Raw genomic sequence first — 19,654 nt, forward strand, 5'->3', positions numbered from 1 at the left:
GCCGCCTATCGGTAAATGAAGTGAGAAGCCATGAGCCCTGCCTGGCAACAACAGGGCTTGCCATTACTTGGCATCCAGCTCCTCGATATCGGGCACATGCAGCGAGAACTGCTCCTTGACCTCTTCCATCACCACATAACTCTTGGATTCCTTGACGCCGGGCAGCGTCAGCACCACATCGCCGAGCAGCTGACGATAGGCGGACATTTCCGGAATCCGGCACTTGAGGATGTAGTCGAACTGCCCGGAGACCAGATGACACTCCTGGATCTGCGGCAGCTTGGAGACGGCGCGGCGGAACTCATCGAACACCGACGGCGACTGCGTCTCGAGACTGATCTCGACGAAGACCAACAGATTGGCCTTGAGCGCCTTGGGGTCGAGCACCGCCTTGTAACCGCGGATGACGCCGGCACGCTCGAGGCGTTTGACGCGCTCCAGGCACGGCGTGGTGGAAAGGCCGACTTCCGAGGCGAGGTCGACATAGGAGATACGAGCATTCTCTTGCAGGCAACGCAGAATCTTGAGGTCGATGCGGTCCAGAGAGCGTGATTTTGCTTTCATTGTAATAGTTTTCCCAGCAGGGTGACTTGCAGCAGGATCATCCGTGCTCCTGGCTTCCGTGCAGTCAGGCCGTCGGATAACAAGGGGGTTATCAGATGACCATGCCAATCATGCAGGTTCATTACTATCATACCCGGCCAACAGGGGATACGCCTTCACTGGCGGTACTGTGACGAGGATTCCACGCAGACTCCACTGAAAACGGTGGAATGCACTACAGGGGTGCCAAGCGCGAGGATGTCAGCGGGGGCCACGCACGGGCACCGCTAGACGGCGCCCGGCGAGCATCAGGCCAGCTTGCCCAGCGTGATGCGTTCGCGCCCGCCCAGGTCTTCCAGGGTTTCGACGTCGATGAAGCCGCCGGCACGCAATGCCTCGCGCACTTCATTGCCCTGGGTGAGACCATGCTCCAGCATCAGGTGGCCGCCTGCGGCCAGGTGCTGCGGCGCAGTGGCGATCAGATGCAGGAAGTCCGCCAGCCCCGCCTCGGCCGCGACCAGCGCCGAGCGCGGCTCGAAGCGCACATCGCCCAGCGCAAGATGTGGGTCATCATCGGCCAGATAAGGGGGGTTGGCGGTAATCAGCGCAAAGCCGCTCTCGGTGACGGCACTGAACCAGTCACTTTGGCGGAATTCGGCATTGGCTATCGCCAGACGCTCGGCATTGCCACGTGCAAGCTGCACGGCTTCCTCGATGAGATCGACCCCCAGCACCTGCCACTGCGGGCGGTGACGCGCAAAGGCCAGCGCGATGGCGCCGGTGCCGGTGCCGAGATCCAGCAGCTTGCCGCTGGTGGCCTCGGCCAGTTCCAGCGCGCACTCCACCATCACCTCGGTGTCCGGGCGCGGAATCAGTGTGGCCGGTGAACAGGCCAGCGTCAGGCCATAGAATTCACGCCGCCCGAGCAGATGCGCCACGGGATGGCCCTCGGCGCGACGCGCCAGCAGCGCCTCGAAACGTGCCACCCCCTCGGCGCCGGCCTCGCTCTCGAGATCCCGATCGCCCCAGGTGTAGAACCAGGTGCGCTCTCGTCCCATTACCTCGCCCAGCAGCAGCTCGGCATCCAGACGCGGAGAATCGCTGCCCGCCTCGCTCAGACGGGCAGTCGCGGCTGCCAGGGTGACATCGATTCTCACCTTATTGCTCCTGCAGTGCGGTCAACTGATCGGCCTGGTATTCCACCACCAGCGGCTCGATCACTTCGTCCAGCTGGCCGGCGATCACTTCATTGAGCTTGTAGAGCGTCAGGTTGATGCGGTGATCGGTCAGACGCCCCTGCGGGAAGTTGTAGGTGCGGATGCGCTCGGAGCGATCACCCGAGCCGACCAGCTTGCGACGGGCATCGGAGGTGGCCTGTGCCTGGGTGTCCACCGCGGCCTGCTTGAGGCGCGCCGCCAGCAGTGACATGGCGCGCGCACGGTTCTTGTGCTGGCTGCGCTCGTCCTGACACTCCACCACCACGCCGGTGGGCAGGTGGGTGATGCGAATCGCGGAATCGGTAGTGTTGACGTGCTGACCACCGGCGCCGGAGCTGCGATAGGTATCCACGCGCAGGTCGGCCGGATTGATGTCGACGTCACCGACTTCATCGGCCTCGGGCATCACCGCCACGGTGCAGGCCGAGGTATGGATACGCCCCTGGGATTCGGTGGCGGGCACACGCTGTACGCGGTGCGCGCCGGACTCGAACTTGAGGCGCGAGTAGACGCCCTCGCCCTTCACGCGGGCGATGACTTCCTTGAAGCCGCCGTGCTCGCCGTGGCTGGCGCTGACGGTCTCGACCTTCCAGCCCTTGAGCTCGGCGTAGCGCGAATACATCTTGAACAGGTCACCGGCGAACAGCGCCGCCTCATCACCGCCCGTACCGGCGCGCACCTCGAGGAAGACGTTGGCGCCATCATCCGGGTCACGCGGAATCAGCAGCTGGGTGATCTCGGCTTCCAGCGTCTCGAGCGCCGCATCGGTATCGCGGACTTCCTCACGCGCCATGTCGCGCATCTCGGGATCACTGTCCTCCGCCATCGCCAGCGCGGCGTCACGGTCTTCGTTCAGGCCGCGATGGCGGCGCCATGCCTCGATCAATGGCTCAAGCTCGGCATACTCCCGCGACAGGTCGCGGAACCTGGCCTGGTTCCCGATCACTTCGGGCTCCGACAACAGTGCGGAGATCTCCTCGAAGCGGTCATGGAAGGTGTCGAGCTTGGTGATGAGGCTGTCTTTCATGAAGGGTCCTGTGATGAATCAGCCGGCGCGAGCAGAAGCGTCTGGGCCGTCTGAAGAATATCCTGGCGATCGTCTCCCGAGGCCTGGCGCAGTGCCAGCGTCGGGTGATGCATGAAGCGATTGGCCAGCTGGCGTGCCAGCTGCGCGACCACTTCCTGGGGGTCGCGTCCCTGATCGAGCTCCGCCAGCGCCTGCGCCTCGCATTCGGCGCGCAGTTGCTCGCCATGGCTGCGGTAGCGCTTGATGACTTCGCCGCCACTGCGCACCCGCTTGAGGTGCAACCAGGCGTTGACGCCCTGGCGAATCAGCTCTTCTGCCTGGGCAGCGGCCAGCTCGCGGTGGCGACGATTCTCGTCGATCACTTCCTGCAGGTCATCGACCGTATAGAGGAAGACGTCGTCGAGGTCACCGACCTGCGGCTCGATATCGCGCGGCACGGCGATGTCGACCATGAACACCGGCTTGTAGCGGCGCTTCTTGAGTGCGCGTTCCACCATGCCCTTGCCGAGAATCGGCAGCTGGGAAGCGGTGGAGGCTATCACGATATCGGCATTCTCGAGGGCATGCGGAATGCCTTCCAGGCCGATGGCGGTCCCGCCCAGCTCATCGGCCAGACGCTCGGCGCGCGACACGGTGCGGTTGGCGATGCACAGGTTGGCGATGCCCGCTTCCTTGAGATGGCGCGCGACGAGTTCGATGGTCTCGCCGGCACCGATCAACAAGGCATTGGCCCGCGAGAAATCATCGAAGATGTGGCTGGCCATGCTGACGGCGGCGTAGGCCACCGAGACGGGGTTCTCGCCGATACCGGTCTCGGTACGTACCTGCTTGGCGACCTGGAAGATATGCTGGAAGAGCTGCTCGAGCTCACCGCCCAGCCCCACCGAGTTGCGCGCGAACTGATAGGCGTCCTTGAGCTGGCCCAGAATCTGCGGCTCGCCCAGTACCATCGAGTCCAGCCCCACCGCGACACGGATCAGATGGCGTACCGCCTCTTCTCCCAGGTGCTGATAGCTGCAACGCGACAGCTCCTCCACCGGCAGGCGGTGAAAACGCCCCAGCCACTCGAGCACCGACTTGGCGCCATCGCTGGTCACGCAGTAGAGCTCGGTACGGTTGCAGGTCGACAGCACCGCCGCTTCGGAGACCGCCGGCAGGCGCTTCAATTCGCCCAGCGCGGCATCGAGCTGCGCAGGCGTGAAAGCAACGCGCTCGCGCACGTCAACGGCGGCGGTGCGGTGATTGATGCCAAGGGCAAGAAGGGTCATGGAGTCAGTCGTCAGGGTCTGGCCGGCAGGAATCGGCGTCAATGTCAGGCGGCTCTCGGTGCTGGCCTGCCGCGAGGCCAAGGCCAGGACAGCAGGTAATCCGCGCAGGCTCGGTGCCTTTACACCTGTCGACTCAATGGGGACAAAGGCGGCTGACATAAAGGCACACAGGGCTGCCGAAGCGGCTGAGATCGTAATATTAGCGCGCTCATTCTACCACAGCGTCTGTACCACGCGACCCCGCAGCATGTCGCAGCCGATGAGGATTTTCCATGATGCTGGCAGGCTATCGCTATCAGCCCGCGCGGCGTATCTGTCGGCATACGAGGCGTCCGGTGGGTCATGCCACTTGCTTGCATCGGCAACGCTATCCCCGCTCGCCGCCAGCCGTTATGCTGCGAGACACGACGCCTTCGTCAGCGCCACACTGCGCGCATGACCCGGCCTGCGGCTCGACCGCCCCGTTCTCTCATCCTGCACCCACTGACAAACGCGAGGTTGCATGCACGCTTCGACTGCCGCTGAACATAGCCCCCCGCACGCGCACGCCTGCCTTGATGCCCCCCGTCGCCCGCGCGGCGGGTGGAAGTCCTGCGTCGTGGGCGGATTGCTGCTGGGCATGACCGGCTGTCAGTCGATGAGCGACTCCGCGCCCCTGATGGCGCAGCCCGACCCGTTGGCCACGGCGCCGCCCATCCAGCAGGGCCTCGATGCCGACAGCCTCAATCAGCTGCTGAGCGCCGAACTCGCCGGACAGCGCGGTGACTATCCCCGCGCCGCCAATGGCTATCTGGCCGCCAGCCGTCACTTCGATGACCCGGAACTGGCGCGCCGCGCCGTGCTCGCGGCCCGTTTCGCCGACAACCCGGCCCTGCTGGAGCGCGCCGCCGAACGCTGGCAGCAACTCGATGAGTCCGCCAGCGAGCCCGGCATCATCCGCGCGCGCCTGGCGGTCGAGCGAGGCGACTGGCAGGCCGCGCTCGAGCAGCGCCTGATGCTCACCGCCAGTGGCGGCAATGGCAATCTGGCGACCCTGGCCGAGCAGGCGATCGATGCCGGCGCCGAGCTCGAACCCCTGCTGGCGATGCTGGAGACGCATATCGCCCAGCATCCCGAGCAGCCGATGCCCGAGATTGCCGCGGCACTGTTCGAGGCAGCGCTGGGCGATGAGACAGCCGCGCGTGCACGCCTGGTGCGCCTGGAAAGCGCTCACGCCACATTGGCGGAGCTCTGGCTGGCGCGCAGCGAGATCGAACGCAGTGCGGGGCGTCTCGAGGCGGCGCGGCGCGCGGTGGCCCAAGGCCTTGAGATCGCTCCCGATGACAGCCGCCTGATCCTGAGCGCTGCGCAGACCGAACTGGCCAGCGGCGATCTGGACGCCGCACGCGAGCGCATCGACAGCCTCATCACCCGCCATCCCAACGCGCCACGTCTGCGCCTGGCGCTGGCCAGCCTCTATCTTGATGCCGATTCCCCCGAGGACGCCCATCGCCTGCTGCTGCCGCTGCTCGACGAAGACCCGGTGCCGGACGCCGCCTACGCCCTGCTGGGGCTGGCCGCCGAGTCCAGCGGCGACGTCGACAACGCCATCCTTTACTACCGTCAGGTGCCGGACGGCGAGCGCTACATTTCCAGCCGCGCCCGCGCCGCCCAGTTGCTGGTCGAACACGAGCGCACGGACGAGGCCCGTCAGTTCCTGGCCGTGGAACGCCTGCGCCATCCGCGTCATGCCATGACGCTGCTCAGCTTCGAGATCGACCTGCTCGACTCCCAGGAGGCGCATGCCGAGGCCGATGCCCTGCTGAGCAGCAGCATCACCACGCGCCGCAAGGCACTTGCGCAAGCCATCGCCGCCCAGGAGACCGACACGCGCAACACGCTGGAAAGCGAGTTGGGCAGCCTGTTGTTCCTGCGCGGCATCCGTCGCCTGGAAGATGATCAGCTGGGCGGCATGGAAGAAGACCTGCGGGAAGTCATCGCGCTGGAACCCGACAACGCCAGCGCCTACAACGCGCTCGGCTACACCCTGCTGGTGGAGACGGACCGCCTCGAGGAAGCACTGGCCTTGATCGAGCGCGCCCATGCGCTGTCGCCCGACGACGCGGCCATTCTGGATAGCCTCGGCTGGGGCCGCTATCTGACTGACGACCTCGACAATGCGCTGGCACCGCTGGAAGCCGCCTGGGCCCAGCAGCAGGATGCCGAGATCGGCGCCCATCTCATCGAGGTGCTGTGGGCGCTGGGCCGCGAGGATGAAGCCCGCGGCCTGGCGGTAGAGCTGAGCGAGCGTTTTGAAGAAGCCAGCGAGCTCGAAGCCCTGTTCCAGCACATTCCCGAGCTACGTCCGGTCGTCGACGCACCCTGAAGGGCACTGCCACGCTACCCGGCACTTTCTGCCCACTGGCGAGTCCATTATCCTGACCCGTCAGTGAGTGGAGTCTCACTCACCGTCACTTATCTTCTCGCCATCCGGAAGGCCTTCGCTTCATGATCACTTCTCCCCTGTCACTTCCCCTGCTGAGCCAGGCACGCCGCCTGCTCGGGCCAGCCCTGCTGGCCATGACACTGGTACTCAGCGGCTGCGCCAGCCAGATGGCCAGCGACAATGCCGGTGATCTGACACGCAGCGACGGCGACTGGCAGCAACAGGACGCGCAACTTGCCGCCCTGACCCACTGGCAGCTGGCAGGCAAGGTCGGCATTCGCACCCCCGAGGAAGGCCACAGCGCCAACCTCGACTGGCAGCAGGACGGCGATGACTACCACATGCTGATCACCGGCCCGCTGGGTGCGGGGCGCACGACCCTGGTGCGCGACGCCGATGGTGTGCGCCTCTCCTCCTCCGAGGGTGACTTCGAGGCCCCGGATGCCGAGAGCCTGATGCTGGCGCAACTGGGCTGGTCATTGCCGCTGGGTGCCCTCGACAACTGGGTGCGCGGCGTACCGGCCGCTGGCGAGCATGACATCGAGACAGATGAGCTGGGCTTCCCGACCACCCTCTACCAGGACGGCTGGGAAGTGGACTATCAGGATTGGACCCGCGCCGAAGGCCTGTGGCTGCCGCGCAAGATGAAGCTCTACTACGGCGACCTCACCGCCACTCTCATCGTCAACCAGTGGCAGGCGCTGTGATCGTGACACCTTCTCCTTCTTCCATGACAACATCGACAGCCGCATCCGCATCGACCATGACTCTTACGCTGCCGGCACCGGCCAAGCTCAACCGCATGCTGCATATCACGGGCCAGCGTGCCGATGGCTATCACGAGCTGCAGACGCTGTTCCAGTTTCTCGAGCACGGCGACAGCCTCAGCTTCACGCTGCGCGACGATGAGACCATCCGCCTCTCGCCGCCTATTGAAGGTGTGCCCGAAGAGGCCAACCTGATCGTGCGCGCCGCGCGCCTGCTGCGAGAAGCCGCACATGCGCAGGGCAAGGTCGCGTCACCCACCGCATTGCCCGGTGTCGATATCACGCTGGAGAAAGTGCTGCCGATGGGTGGCGGCTTGGGGGGCGGCAGCAGCGACGCCGCCACGACCCTGCTGGCGCTGGACAGACTCTGGGGGCTTGAGCTTGGCGAAGACGCCCTCGCCGAGCTCGGCCTGTCGCTCGGCGCGGATGTGCCGGTGTTCGTGCGCGGCTTCGCCGCCTGGGCCGAAGGCATCGGTGAACGCCTGGTGCCAGCCCCGCTGGACACCCCATGGTTCGTGGTGATCCACCCCGGTGTCGAGGTCGCGACACCGGCCGTGTTCGGCCACCCGCAATTGACACGTTCCAGCCTCGCGATTAGTATGGCGCGCGCACTGCAGGGGGGCCGCAACGACTGTGAAGTCGTGGTGCGCACTTTGTACCCGGCAGTCGCCGACGCCCTGGACTGGCTGGACCAGTTCGGCACCGCCAGACTGACGGGCACCGGCGCCTGTGTGTTCTGTGCGTTTGACGACGCACGACAGGCCAGCGAGGTGCTGGGTCGACTCGAACTCGAGCGCCCGATGTGGCACGCCTTCTCGGCACGCGGTTGCAATATCTCCCCTCTACATGCCGCTCTGGCTTCGGCCTGAGCACAGCAACTGGTTGAAGTGAACGTTGCTGGGGTATCGCCAAGTGGTAAGGCACCGGTTTCTGGTACCGACATTCCCAGGTTCGAATCCTGGTACCCCAGCCAATCCTGGCCGTTCCCGGTCAACCCGGAATTCTCCACTCCCGAGATCCCACAAGACTCCAAAGGTGGCTGCGCGTGTCAAAACTGATGGTATTCGCGGGGAATGCCAATCCCGCTCTCGCCCGCAAGGTAGCTGAAGCCCTCGATACCCGCCTGGGCCATGCAACCGTCGGTCAGTTCAGCGATGGCGAGATTGCGGTAGAAATCAACGAAAACGTTCGCGGCAAGGACGTCTTCATCATGCAGTCCACCTGCGCACCGACCAACGACAACCTGATGGAGCTGATCCTGATGGTGGACGCGTTGCGTCGTGCGTCTGCGGCGCGTATCACTGCGGTCGTTCCCTACTTCGGTTACGCCCGTCAGGACCGCCGCGTGCGCTCTGCTCGCGTGCCGATCTCGGCGAAGGTGGTCGCGGACATGATGGTCAAGGCTGGCGTCAATCGCGTCATGACCATGGACCTGCATGCCGATCAGATCCAGGGCTTCTTCGATGTGCCGGTGGACAACGTCTACGGTTCACCGATCCTGCTCGACGACATCGAACGTCAGAACTATGACAACCTGATCGTCGTCTCCCCGGATGTGGGCGGCGTAGTACGTGCCCGTGCCATCGCCAAGCAGCTCAACTGCGAGCTGGCCATCATCGACAAGCGTCGTCCCCAGGCCAACCAGGCCCAGGTGATGAACATCATCGGTGATATCAAGGACCGCACCTGCGTGCTGGTCGATGACATGATCGATACCGCCGGCACCCTGTGCAAGGCGGGCGAGGCACTCAAGGATCATGGCGCCAACCGCGTCGTGGCCTATGCATCCCACGCGATCCTGTCCGGCCCGGCGGTCGACAACATCACCAACTCCGTCCTCGACGAAGTGGTGGTTGCCGACACCATCCCGCTGTCCGACGCCGCGCGTCGTTCCGGTAAGATCCGCCAGCTGACAGTCGCTGGCCTGATCGCCGAGGCGATCCGTCGCGTCAGCAATGAAGAATCCGTCAGCGCCATGTTCCACTGAGTCCTGTCGGCGGGCCCTGCTCGCCGCCGCTCGGGGAAGAGGCACTGACAACGGCAGATGATCCGTCATCTGCCGACAAGCGGCCGGCCCGGAAATCTCCGGGCCGGCCTCATGGATCCGGTAGCGCTCTGGTCGCGGGGGCTACCGGATTCTCATTAGACCCTTGAGGTATCTGCAAAAATGAAACTGTTCAAACTGAATGCTGAAGTTCGTGAAGACCTGGGGAAAGGTGCGAGCCGCCGCCTGCGTCGTACGAACGACTTCGTGCCGGCCATCATCTACGGTGCCGACCAGGCCCCGACTCCGGTCATGATCGACAAGCCGAGCCTGTACAAGGCGGTTGACGATGAGGCGTTCTACTCCTCCATCATCACCCTGAATGTTGCGGGCAAGACCGAGAAAGTCGTCATCCGTGACCTGCAGCGTCACCCGTTCAAGCCGCTGCTGACTCACGTCGACTTCCTGCGCATCGATCCGACCCACAAACTGACCATGAACGTGCCGCTGCACATCACTGGTCAGGAAGCCTGTGTCGGTGTCAAGGACCAGGACGGCGTCCTGCACGTCCTGGCGACTGACGTCGAAATCAGCTGCCTGCCGGAAGCCCTGCCGGAATACCTGGAGCTGGACGTGTCCAAGCTGGAAGTTGGCCACACCCTGCACCTGTCCGACATCGCTCTGCCGGAAGGCGCCGAGTCCGTTGCCCTGTCCCACGGTGCCGATCACGACACCGCTGTGGTCAACGTCACTCGTCCGAACATCTCTGCTGACGCAGAAGATGCTGCTGAAGGCGAAGAAGCACCTGCTGCAGAATAACGCAGCCTGATCAAGGAGCCAGACAGCGCATGTCACGAGTGAAAGCGATCATCGGCCTCGGTAACCCGGGGAACGAATACGAAGACACCCGTCACAATGCCGGCGTCTGGCTCCTTGACGCTCTTGCGCGCCACGGTCACACCACGTTGCGTCCGGAACGCAAGTTCCATGGCCAATACGCGAAGGTCCACTTCGCCGGTAAGGATCTGCATTTGCTGTTCCCATCGACGTTCATGAATCGCAGCGGTCAGGCCGTGGCCGCATTGAGCAACTTCTACAAGCTCGCCCCGGATGAACTGCTCGTCGCCCACGATGAGCTGGACATCGACCCCGGCACCGCCCGCTACAAGCAGGGTGGCGGCCATGGCGGTCACAACGGGTTGCGCGACATCATCAGTGCACTGGGCAACGACAAGTCGTTCCATCGTGCCCGCATCGGCATCGGCCACCCCGGCAATGCCAAGCTGGTGACCAACTTCGTGCTCGGACGTCCCGGCAAGGCTGAACGCCAGGCCATCGACGACGCCATCGACGAAGTGGTGATGACCCTCCCCGACGCCATCAGTGGCGAATGGGCCCGGGCCATGAATCGCCTGCATTCCTTCAAGAGCTGAACCTCTGCATCACCCCTCTCCGAATTTCGGTGATTCGCTCAGCGCATCACCTCGCTTGCGTGCGCGCGTCTCGCCACGCGATCAGCAGCAAAAGGCATCATTTGTCGCGCGACATGCGCCCAATGGATGACCTCGGCGGCATGAGGCCTTACACTTCCCGCCTGTCTTCATTCCGTGCCTGCCCACTCGTTTCCCCGCATGCCCAGTGCCTGTGCACTCAGAGCCTGCTGGTCGAGACGACTGCCAGTGCCACGCCCCATTCGATACGTCACACCAGGATCTAGCGCCATGGGTTTCAATTGCGGCATCGTCGGCCTGCCGAACGTCGGCAAGTCCACTCTCTTCAATGCACTGACCAAGTCTGGCATTGACGCCGAGAACTTCCCCTTCTGCACCATCGAGCCGAACACCGGTATCGTGCCGATGCCTGACCCTCGCCTGAACGCGCTGGCCGAGATCGTCAAGCCGGAGAAGGTGATTCCGACCACCATGGAATTCGTCGATATCGCGGGTCTGGTCGCGGGCGCTTCCAAGGGCGAAGGTCTGGGCAACAAGTTCCTGGCCAACATCCGCGAGACCGACGCCATCGCGCACGTGGTGCGTTGCTTCGAGGATGACAACGTCATCCACGTCGCCAACCACGTCGACCCGGCCGCCGACATCGAGACCATCAACATCGAGCTGGCCCTGGCCGATCTCGACAGCGTCGAGCGCAGCATCCAGCGTCTGGCCCGCGTCGCCAAGGGCGGCGACAAGGAAGCCATCGCCACCAAGGCCGTGCTGGAACGCATCCAGCCGCACCTGGCCGAAGGCCAGCCGCTGCGCAGCTTCGGTCTCAGCGATGACGACCTGAAGATCGTGCGCGGCTTCGGCTTCCTGACCCTCAAGCCGACCATGTACATCGCCAACGTCAGCGAGGAAGGCTTCGAGAACAATCCCTACCTCGATATCGTGCGCGGCATTGCCGCCAACGAAGGCGCCAGCGTCGTGCCGGTGTGCAACAAGATCGAAGCCGAGATCGCCGAGCTGGACGAGGAAGAGCGCGAGATGTTCCTCGACGAGCTGGGCATGGAAGAGCCGGGCCTGGACCGCGTCATCCGCGCCGGTTACGAGCTGCTGGGCCTGCAGACCTACTTCACCGCTGGCGTGAAGGAAGTGCGTGCCTGGACCGTCAAGATCGGCGCTACCGCACCGGAAGGCGCTGGTGTCATCCACACCGACTTCCAGAAAGGCTTCATCCGTGCCGAAGTCGTTTCCTATGACGACTTCATCGCCTACAAGGGCGAGCAAGGCGCCAAGGATGCCGGCAAGTGGCGCCTGGAAGGCAAGGACTACATCCTCAAGGATGGCGACGTGGTGCACTACCGCTTCAATGTTTGATGGCCCATCGGTGCCCGGCAACGCCCGGGCCCAGCTGACGCCCTGACAGCCTGTCCTGACAGAACGGCCCTGATCTCTCACGAGGTCAGGGCCGTTCTGCGTTGTGGCACGGAAAACTGTTCAATCAGGGGCGCCGATCAAGCCATGGTGGTCTCAACCAGTGGAGACCTCAACCAGCGATGGACTCAGACCGCTGAGGGCTCTGCCAGCGGCACCTGCAGCCACTGCGCGGCCTGCCTGGCGAGCTGGTCCGCCAGCGACTGCGCCAGCCGCGAACGCCCCGCCTCGCGTCGCCACACGGCACTCAGCACCAGCTCACCCGCCTGAGGCAGCTGACGAGCGCTCAAGCCGCGCTCCGTAGTGGCGGCATGCGCCGTGAGCGCATCGACCACCGCCAACCCCTCCCCCGCCTGAACCAGCGCCGCCGCCAGTGGATAGGTCTGCACACGCGTCACGATGCGCGGTGAATATGGCAAAGCGCCTGAAGCTTCCTGCGCCACGCTCGCCAGCAGACCATCGAGTCGCCGCGCCAGCGGGTCGTGCGCTCCCAGCGCGATCAGGCGCTGACCGGCAAGCTCCGCCACCGCCATCGGCGCCTGGTGACAGTCCTGTGCCCAATACCCTTCAGGCGCAAGCACCAGTAGCGGCATGCGCACCAGCGGACGCGTCATCAGCGCAGGATGCGTCGGCGCACTCAGCGTGAAGGCGATATCGACCTCATGCAGCAACAGGGCATCGACGATCTCGCGGGTATGCTGGGTCGCCAACTCACAGCTGACCCGTGGCTGACGCCGGCGCCACTGACCCAGCGCCTGCGGCAGCAATTGCTGGGCGATGGCAGGCGTCGCCACCACCTTAAGCGTGCGCGCCTCGCCCTCACGCAAGCCATCGACCAGCCGTCTCACATCGTCCAGCTGACCGAGCATTCCCTGACTGGCCGCTTCCAGCTTGCGTGCCTCCTCGGTGGGATGAAGCCGCCCTGCACTGCGCGTGAACAGCGTGATACCCCACTGGCGCTCGACCAGCTGCAGCGCCTTGCTCGCCGCTGGCTGGGAGATATGCAGCAACCGCGCCGCGCCGGTCACGCTGCCGGCCTGCAGGACGGCGTGAAAGATCTCCAGGTCCCTGAGCCGCATGCGCTATCTCCCTGTCCGGTTGTCTAGTGGGCTTACTTGAGGGCTTACTTGAGGGCGCACTTGAGCACCTGCGCTTCAGGTTACCCCATAACCTCGAGTTATGGCGCGGCACATCCTTTTCATTCGCCACTCACGCAAGCGACCGGCAAGCTCGAACACAACGAAACACGACCTTCACGACCCGGGAGCCCAGCATGCAACGCCACGTGACCGTCATCGGAGGCGGCGTGATCGGCCTCGCCAGTGCCCACGCCCTGGTGCGCGCCGGCCACTGCGTGACCCTGATCGATGCCCATGCCGAGGTCGCCAGCGAGACCAGCCACGCCAATGGCGGCCAGCTGAGCTATCGCTATGTGGCGCCACTGGCCGATAGCGGCGTGCCCCGCCAGGCCATCAAGTGGTTGCTGGCAGGCAATGAGGCACCGCTGAAACTGCGCCCGAATCTGGACCCCGCACAATGGCGCTGGATGGCCCGCTTTGTGGCCGCCTGCAATCACCATACCCACCAGGCCAGCGCTGCGCAGATGCTCTCGCTGGCGCTGCACAGCCAGGCGATCATGAGCGAGTGGCGCACTCGAGATGCGCTCGGCGACTTCGCCTGGCAGCAGCGCGGCAAGCTGGTGATCCATCGTGACCCCAAGGTACTCGACAAGGCGGCCGCCGCGCGCGTCGCCCCGCAGGACCAACAGGTGCTCGATGCACGTCAATGCATCGCGCTGGAGCCCTCACTGACCCACCAGCAAGCCCATCTGTCGGGCGGCATCTTCAGCGCCTCGGACGAGACGGCGGATTGCCATGCCTTCTGTCAGGCGCTGGAGCGCAAGCTGCAGACCTCCGGGCGCTACACGCGCATCGCCAACACGCGCGTCGCCCCGCTGAGCGCACGCAACGGGCGCATCGCGCAACTCGAGCTCAGACACCTTGATGGCCGCCGAGAACGCCATGCCGTCGAAGAGGTCGTCATCGCGGCCGGCAATCATGCCGCCGAGCTGGTACGGCCACTGGGTATCCGTCTGTCCTTGCAGCCGCTCAAGGGCTATAGCCTCACCTTGGCGCTGGCAGCTGACACCCCGGAGACGGCCGCACCGCACATCAGCGTCACCGACTCGGCACGCAAGGTGGTCTACGCCGACCTGGCGTCGTCGGCATCACGCCAGCTGCGCGTCGCGGCGATGGTGGATATCGGCCAGCGGGAACGCGACAGCTTCCATCCCGAACTGGATGAGCAGCGCATTGCCGCGCTGCGCAAGCTGGCCAGCGACACTTTCCCCGCAGCCGGCGATTTCGCGCAGGCCACTCCCTGGGCCGGACTGCGCCCCAGCACGCCCAAGGGGCCGCCGATCCTCGGCCGTCCCCGGCAGGCGAACAGCCCGGACAATCTGTGGCTGAACGTCGGCCATGGCAGCCTGGGCTTCACGCTGGCCTGCGCCAGTGGCGACCTCATCGCACGCGCCATCTCGCGAGAGGCTCTCCCCAGCTCTCTCTCCGGCCCCGGCACTCTCACCAACACCCTACCTGATGCCCTCGCTGCGCGGCCTGGACGCTAGCCTGATGAATTCCCTGCCACTTTTTCGCGCTGATGCGTTGACAACATCACGGACAATCCGTAATATTCGCCTCCGTTGGACGGCTACATAGCTCAGCTGGTTAGAGCACATCACTCATAATGATGGGGTCCCCTGTTCAAATCAGGGTGTAGCCACCAACCAAGATTCGAAAGGCCTGACTGCTTGCAGTCAGGCCTTTTTCGTTGTGCGCGATCTATACGCAAGACTCGCGCATCCAGCGCCCTGCGCCGTAGCCCTCGAGCCAGGTCACAGGCATCAAAAAGGGCGACCCGCAGGCCGCCCTTTTCCAGGCTCGTCTTTTTACGATATTACGATACGCGCCCGCTCTCTCAACACAATCCGGCTCGACTCAGTCCAGCTGCTCGCGATTGCAGAAGGCTACCAGCACCTTGATCAGCATGGCGACATCGGCACTGCCGGATGTCTCACGAATCGAGTGCATGCCCCACTGCGGCAGCCCCACATCCAAGGTCGGCACCCCCACCTCACTGGCGGTGATCGGCCCGATGGTGCTGCCACAGCCCATGTCGGCACGACTGACGAAGGTCTGCACCGGCACATCCTGCTCACGACACATCTCGCGGAACAGCCCGGCCGTGGTGCTGTTGGTAGCGTAACGCTGATTGGCATTGACCTTGATGACCGGCCCGGCATTCAACTTCGGCCCATGCCCCGCATCATGCTTGTCCGCGAAATTGGGGTGCACGGCGTGAGCATTATCGCAAGAAATCATCAAGGAGCGCTGCACGAGGCACTGATAGCCTTCTTCGCTGTCCAAGCCGACGTAATGATTGATGCGCTTGAGCACATCGGCCAGGAAGGGCCCCTGGGCACCACAGGCGCTGGCACTGCCGACTTCTTCATGATCGGTAGTGACGAACAGCGCCCCCTGACTGCCATCGGCCTCCAGCAGAGCCTCAAGACCGACGAAACAGGACAGCAGATTGTCGAGGCGCGCACTGGTGATCAACTCACCTTTCAGCCCCGACTGCACCGCCGGCTGCAGATCGTGCAGGCCCAGCTCGAAGTCGACGACATCCGCGACCCGCACGCCGTGCTGCTCCTCGATCAGCTCGATCAACAGCGCATTAAAGGCCTCCGCGGGCGTCCCGGCCTCGTCCCCCAGCTGCATGACCACGGCTGACATCTGGGTCTGGGCATTGATGGCACGCCCACTGTTGACGTCACGATCCAGATGGATCGCCAGGCTCGGCACGCAGGCAAACGGACGCATGACCGTCAGCAGCAGCGTCTCGCGACGACCGTCCGCATGCCGCACCTGGACACGGCCCGCAAGGCCCAGATCGCGATCGAACCAGGTGCTCAGCAACACGCCACCATAGGTCTCGACGCCCAGCGTCAACCAGCCCTGACTGGCCTGTGCCGGGTTGGGCTTAAGGCGCAGACAGGGCGAATCGGTGTGCGCACCGATCATCCGAAGTGAGCTCAGCGACGTATCACCCTTCGGGAGCTGAAAGGCGATCAACGAGGAATCATTGCGCGTGACATAGGCGCGCTCACCGGGCGCCAGCTGCCAGGAAGACGTCTCGCTGAGGCGACGATAGCCCGCCTGTTCAAGACGCTGCGCCATGGAAGCTGTCGCATGCCACGGCGTGGGAGAAGAAGACAGGAAGTCGAGCAGTGCGGGAACGCGGGAATCCGCAATCGCATGAGTCATGATGGCGTCTGGTCCTCGAAGATATATGCAAGGCACTGTATAAGAAGAAACATGATGGGGAAAACCTGTGACGACCCTTCGACGGCACGACTGCCATCCAGTCACCATTCAGCGGGGCGTCGAGAAGCGCGGCATGCCAGCCAAAGCCCTGCGCTGACAGAGTTTTCACAACCCCAACGCATCAACGCCAGACAACTGTGTATGGTGCGTGAGACTGCTACAATGCCCGCTCGACCCCCTGCGGGGAGGTCGTTCAGGGAGCAGAGTGTACATGAATCGGGAGTGCTTCATTGATGAGCCTGTTCGCAAACGTCCGGCGCACGGCATTCGTTGCCCTGTGTCTTGCCATGGCCGGCCCTGCCAGTGCCGCGGTCACCCCTACTGACGCCGATGCACAGGCTGCTCGCGAAGTTGCCGAGTCTTTGCGCTATGGGCATTACGAAGATGTGACCCTGGATGACCACTGGGCCAACCGCGCCTTTACGCAATACCTCAAGACTCTCGACCCCCAGAAAGCCTATCTGCTGGATGCGGACATCAGCGAGTTCAGCGACCTGCGTCACGATTTCGACGACGCCATGGTCGATGGTGATCTCGAGCGTATCTATGGCCTCTACGAGCGCTATCAGCAACGCCTCACCGCACGCCTCACCTGGCTGGTGAAGACGCTGGATGCCAAGCCGAGCTTCGATTTCGACAAGGATGACCGCCTGGCGCTGGACCGCAAGGACAGCCCGTGGGCCGATAGCGAGCAGGAGCTCGACGAGCTGTGGCGCAAGCGCCTCAAGAATGCCTGGCTATCGATGTCGCTGTCCGACAAGAGCGATGACGAGATCGCCAAGACGCTCAGCGAGCGTTATTCCAACCAGCTAAAGCGCATCAAGCAGACCAACGATGAAGATATCCTGACGCTGGTGATGCATGCCGTGACCGGCAGCATCGACCCGCACAGCGAATACTTCTCGCCGCGCCAGGGCGAATCCTTCGATATCCAAATGAAGCTGTCACTGGATGGCATCGGCGCCCTGCTGCAATCCGAAGGCGAATACGTCAAGGTCTCGAGTCTCGTGCCCGGCGGCCCTGCCGAGAAGGATGGCGAGCTCAAGCCGGCCGACCGCATCGTGGCCGTCGGCCAGGGTCAGGGCGACAGCGAGTGGACCAACGTGGTCGGCATGCGCCTGGATGACGTCGTGGACTTGATCCGCGGCCCGAAGGGCTCCGTCGTGCGCCTGGAAGTGATTCCGGCCCAGTCGCTGGATGTCACCAAGACGCGTGAACTGGATATCACCCGCGACACCGTCAAGCTCGAGGACCAGGCTGCCAATGCCAAGGTCATCGACGTCAAGCGCGATGACGGCGTCCACAGGATCGGTGTCATTCATGTGCCCGCCTTCTATGTCGATTTCGATGCCTGGCAGGCCGGTGAAGACGACTACCGCAGCACCACCCGCGACGTGGCGCGCCTGATCGATGAACTGAAGGCCAAGCAGGTGGAAGGCATCATTCTCGATCTGCGCAACAACGGCGGCGGCGCCCTGCAGGAAGCCAATTCGATGATCGGCCTGTTCATCGATCGCGGCCCCACCGTGCAGGTGCGTGATGCACGCGGCCGTATCAGCCTCTACGGCGATACCGACGCCGGCACCCACTATGACGGCCCGCTGACCGTGCTGGTCAACCGCCTCTCGGCCTCGGCGTCCGAAATCTTCGCCGGCGCGATCCAGGACTACGGCCGCGGCCCGATACTCGGCAGCCAGACCTTCGGCAAGGGCACGGTGCAGACCATCTCCTCGCTGAGCGAAGGCGAGATCAAGCTGACCCGCGCCAAGTTCTATCGCATCTCCGGCGACTCGACCCAGAACAAGGGCGTCAAGCCGGACATCGCCTTCCCCAGCGTCATCGACCCGCAGGAGATCGGCGAATCCAGCCTCGACTACGCGCTGCCCTGGGACCAGGTGCGCCCGGTAAAGTATCGCCGCTACGGCGATCCGGCACGCTATCTGGCCGCATTGCGCGCCCGCCACCAGAGCCGCGTCGAACAGGACCCCAACTTCAGCTACCTGAAGAGCGAAGTCGCGCTGTCAAAGGCACTGCGCGCGCAGCAGACCAGCATCAGCCTCAATCGTGAGCAGCGCAAACGCGAAATGGATGCCCAGGAAGCCGAGCAGCTGGCACTGGAAAACAAGCGCCGTCGTGCCCTCAACCTCGAGCCACTGACAAGCTTTGCCGAACTCGATGCCGCCAGCGACCACATCTCTTCCCCCGAGAGTGATCCCGAGCAGGAAGCCGATATCGAAGAAGGCAGCAGCGACAAGGAAGCCAAGGACCCGATCGATCAGGCCCAGCTTCAGGAAAGTGCCGAGATCCTGCTCGACTACGCCCACCTCACCGGTGATCGCTAGACTCTCGTGACTCGCACCATGACCCGCGCCTGACGAAGCTGGTCGACCGCCAAGGCCCCTGCTCTCATGCAACACCGAGCGCAGGGGCTTTTTTCATGCCACAAAGAAAGTCTGTGGCACGCAGCATCACGGCCGCGCGAGGCAGCAACGCGCGCACAACAATGCACAGGCAGCAACACATACGAAGCAACGACAAGACAGAAAACGTAGCAGCAGAAACGGAATGGCATGCATCGCAACGCCAGGCAGCTGCCGCGCAGAGGATGACAGCAGAATGCTGGCGACGCGGGAACACGCTCTCGAGGCAGAAAGCACGAAATGCCGAAGCAGGGTGTGGAACAGGCGCGGACTGGCGAGCAGAACTGACAAGCAAGGATTGCGAGCAGCGCTCAGACGCAAAAATGATGAACAGGGCTTGCGAATAGGAGTCAGGCGCAGAGCCAACAAGCAAAGCTCAGGCAGCGATGGTGCGACCAGCAGAGAACACGAGGGAAAGCAGGGAAGTGATATTGGCTCCTCGAACAGGACTCGAACCTGTGACCCAATGATTAACAGTCATTTGCTCTACCAACTGAGCTATCGAGGAACAACAAAATATCGATCGATATCAGGGCGATATCGAAGCTGACGACGAGGAACTCATCTATCAGCGTCATTTCCGGCATTGGCAGGAAGCCTTGGATTGGCTCCTCGAACAGGACTCGAACCTGTGACCCAATGATTAACAGTCATTTGCTCTACCAACTGAGCTATCGAGGAACGACCGGAAATCTATCTGTCAGTGACATCATCATGGATGCTATCAAGCTGACATTTCAAGCATGCT

15 protein-coding genes and 4 tRNA genes are annotated in these 19,654 nt (G+C 63.6%); 11 read left to right on the forward strand and 8 right to left on the reverse strand.

The genetic code is table 11. The features are described 5' to 3' along the window. Window positions 1–63 precede the first annotated feature (63 nt). From AOG28_RS01910 to hemA, 4 genes are all read right to left on the reverse strand, one after another. A complete protein-coding gene (locus AOG28_RS01910; RefSeq protein WP_043335877.1) occupies window positions 64–564 on the reverse strand; it encodes an Lrp/AsnC ligand binding domain-containing protein in 501 nt (166 codons plus the stop codon). 287 nt (window positions 565–851) lie between these two features. Beyond that, the gene (prmC, locus tag AOG28_RS01915) at window positions 852–1,700 is read right to left on the reverse strand and encodes a peptide chain release factor N(5)-glutamine methyltransferase (RefSeq protein ID WP_043335879.1); all 849 of its coding nucleotides are present in this window, start codon (window positions 1,698–1,700) and stop codon (window positions 852–854) included. A gap of 1 nt (window position 1,701) precedes the next feature. Then, the gene (gene prfA, locus AOG28_RS01920; protein ID WP_043335881.1) at window positions 1,702–2,787 is read right to left on the reverse strand and encodes a peptide chain release factor 1; all 1,086 of its coding nucleotides are present in this window, start codon (window positions 2,785–2,787) and stop codon (window positions 1,702–1,704) included. Then, window positions 2,784–4,055: a glutamyl-tRNA reductase gene (gene hemA, locus AOG28_RS01925; RefSeq protein ID WP_043335883.1), complete on the reverse strand. Its 1,272-nt coding sequence runs from the start codon at window positions 4,053–4,055 to the stop codon at window positions 2,784–2,786. Before hemA ends, prfA begins: the two co-directional genes overlap by 4 nt. Window positions 4,056–4,653: 598 nt before the next feature. On the opposite strand from hemA, the gene AOG28_RS01930 reads away from it, so the two are divergent. The 8 genes from AOG28_RS01930 to ychF all read left to right on the forward strand — a co-directional run bounded on the left by AOG28_RS01930 (window position 4,654) and on the right by ychF (window position 12,044). After that, a complete protein-coding gene (locus tag AOG28_RS01930; RefSeq protein WP_160317843.1) occupies window positions 4,654–6,420 on the forward strand; it encodes a tetratricopeptide repeat protein in 1,767 nt (588 codons plus the stop codon). 122 nt (window positions 6,421–6,542) lie between these two features. Beyond that, a complete protein-coding gene (gene lolB / locus AOG28_RS01935) occupies window positions 6,543–7,187 on the forward strand; it encodes a lipoprotein insertase outer membrane protein LolB (protein WP_054555125.1) in 645 nt (214 codons plus the stop codon). Window positions 7,188–7,243: 56 nt separating this feature from the next. After that, on the forward strand, window positions 7,244–8,116 hold the full coding sequence (gene ispE, locus AOG28_RS01940) for a 4-(cytidine 5'-diphospho)-2-C-methyl-D-erythritol kinase (RefSeq protein ID WP_054555126.1): 873 nt from the start codon (window positions 7,244–7,246) through the stop codon (window positions 8,114–8,116). 29 nt (window positions 8,117–8,145) lie between these two features. After that, window positions 8,146–8,220, forward strand: a tRNA-Gln gene (locus tag AOG28_RS01945). Window positions 8,221–8,292: 72 nt separating this feature from the next. Further along, complete coding sequence (locus AOG28_RS01950) at window positions 8,293–9,234, forward strand: ribose-phosphate pyrophosphokinase (protein WP_172978614.1); 942 nt, start codon at window positions 8,293–8,295, stop codon at window positions 9,232–9,234. Between the two features lie 180 nt (window positions 9,235–9,414). Continuing rightward, complete coding sequence (locus AOG28_RS01955) at window positions 9,415–10,050, forward strand: 50S ribosomal protein L25/general stress protein Ctc (RefSeq protein WP_043335898.1); 636 nt, start codon at window positions 9,415–9,417, stop codon at window positions 10,048–10,050. Window positions 10,051–10,079: 29 nt separating this feature from the next. After that, window positions 10,080–10,664, forward strand: coding sequence for an aminoacyl-tRNA hydrolase (pth, locus tag AOG28_RS01960; RefSeq protein ID WP_054555127.1), 585 nt, complete (start codon window positions 10,080–10,082; stop codon window positions 10,662–10,664). Window positions 10,665–10,952: 288 nt separating this feature from the next. Then, window positions 10,953–12,044: a redox-regulated ATPase YchF gene (gene ychF, locus AOG28_RS01965; protein ID WP_043335902.1), complete on the forward strand. Its 1,092-nt coding sequence runs from the start codon at window positions 10,953–10,955 to the stop codon at window positions 12,042–12,044. A gap of 185 nt (window positions 12,045–12,229) precedes the next feature. Here ychF and AOG28_RS01970 read toward each other — a convergent pair whose 3' ends face one another. Next, complete coding sequence (locus AOG28_RS01970) at window positions 12,230–13,180, reverse strand: LysR family transcriptional regulator (protein ID WP_054555128.1); 951 nt, start codon at window positions 13,178–13,180, stop codon at window positions 12,230–12,232. A gap of 194 nt (window positions 13,181–13,374) precedes the next feature. On the opposite strand from AOG28_RS01970, the gene AOG28_RS01975 reads away from it, so the two are divergent. Both AOG28_RS01975 and AOG28_RS01980 read left to right on the forward strand, forming a co-directional pair. Continuing rightward, window positions 13,375–14,727, forward strand: a complete 1,353-nt coding sequence (locus AOG28_RS01975) for an FAD-dependent oxidoreductase (protein WP_054555129.1) — start codon at window positions 13,375–13,377, stop codon at window positions 14,725–14,727. An 81-nt stretch (window positions 14,728–14,808) separates the two neighbouring features. After that, window positions 14,809–14,885 (forward strand) — tRNA-Met (locus AOG28_RS01980). A gap of 212 nt (window positions 14,886–15,097) precedes the next feature. Here the strand turns inward: AOG28_RS01980 and AOG28_RS01985 are convergent. Next, window positions 15,098–16,426: a M18 family aminopeptidase gene (locus tag AOG28_RS01985; RefSeq protein ID WP_054555130.1), complete on the reverse strand. Its 1,329-nt coding sequence runs from the start codon at window positions 16,424–16,426 to the stop codon at window positions 15,098–15,100. 293 nt (window positions 16,427–16,719) lie between these two features. On the opposite strand from AOG28_RS01985, the gene AOG28_RS01990 reads away from it, so the two are divergent. Further along, on the forward strand, window positions 16,720–18,828 hold the full coding sequence (locus AOG28_RS01990) for a carboxy terminal-processing peptidase (protein WP_054555131.1): 2,109 nt from the start codon (window positions 16,720–16,722) through the stop codon (window positions 18,826–18,828). Window positions 18,829–19,338: 510 nt separating this feature from the next. Here AOG28_RS01990 and AOG28_RS01995 read toward each other — a convergent pair. Both AOG28_RS01995 and AOG28_RS02000 read right to left on the reverse strand, forming a co-directional pair. Beyond that, a tRNA-Asn gene (locus AOG28_RS01995) sits at window positions 19,339–19,414 on the reverse strand. A 97-nt stretch (window positions 19,415–19,511) separates the two neighbouring features. After that, window positions 19,512–19,587, reverse strand: a tRNA-Asn gene (locus AOG28_RS02000). Window positions 19,588–19,654: the final 67 nt, after the last annotated feature.

The sequence above is a fragment of the Cobetia sp. UCD-24C genome (genome assembly GCF_001306765.1).
GTDB lineage: Bacteria > Pseudomonadota > Gammaproteobacteria > Pseudomonadales > Halomonadaceae > Cobetia > Cobetia amphilecti.

Coding starts and splice junctions, on each gene's coding strand:
- hemA (WP_043335883.1), bottom strand. CDS start 4,055: ATGACCCTTCTTGCCCTTGGCATCAATCACCGCACCGCCGCCGTTGAC.
- AOG28_RS01990 (WP_054555131.1), top strand. CDS start 16,720: ATGAGCCTGTTCGCAAACGTCCGGCGCACGGCATTCGTTGCCCTGTGT.
- AOG28_RS01975 (WP_054555129.1), top strand. CDS start 13,375: ATGCAACGCCACGTGACCGTCATCGGAGGCGGCGTGATCGGCCTCGCC.
- AOG28_RS01955 (WP_043335898.1), top strand. CDS start 9,415: ATGAAACTGTTCAAACTGAATGCTGAAGTTCGTGAAGACCTGGGGAAA.
- ychF (WP_043335902.1), top strand. CDS start 10,953: ATGGGTTTCAATTGCGGCATCGTCGGCCTGCCGAACGTCGGCAAGTCC.
- AOG28_RS01985 (WP_054555130.1), bottom strand. CDS start 16,426: ATGACTCATGCGATTGCGGATTCCCGCGTTCCCGCACTGCTCGACTTC.
- prfA (WP_043335881.1), bottom strand. CDS start 2,787: ATGAAAGACAGCCTCATCACCAAGCTCGACACCTTCCATGACCGCTTC.
- lolB (WP_054555125.1), top strand. CDS start 6,543: ATGATCACTTCTCCCCTGTCACTTCCCCTGCTGAGCCAGGCACGCCGC.
- pth (WP_054555127.1), top strand. CDS start 10,080: ATGTCACGAGTGAAAGCGATCATCGGCCTCGGTAACCCGGGGAACGAA.
- AOG28_RS01910 (WP_043335877.1), bottom strand. CDS start 564: ATGAAAGCAAAATCACGCTCTCTGGACCGCATCGACCTCAAGATTCTG.
- ispE (WP_054555126.1), top strand. CDS start 7,244: ATGACTCTTACGCTGCCGGCACCGGCCAAGCTCAACCGCATGCTGCAT.
- AOG28_RS01970 (WP_054555128.1), bottom strand. CDS start 13,180: ATGCGGCTCAGGGACCTGGAGATCTTTCACGCCGTCCTGCAGGCCGGC.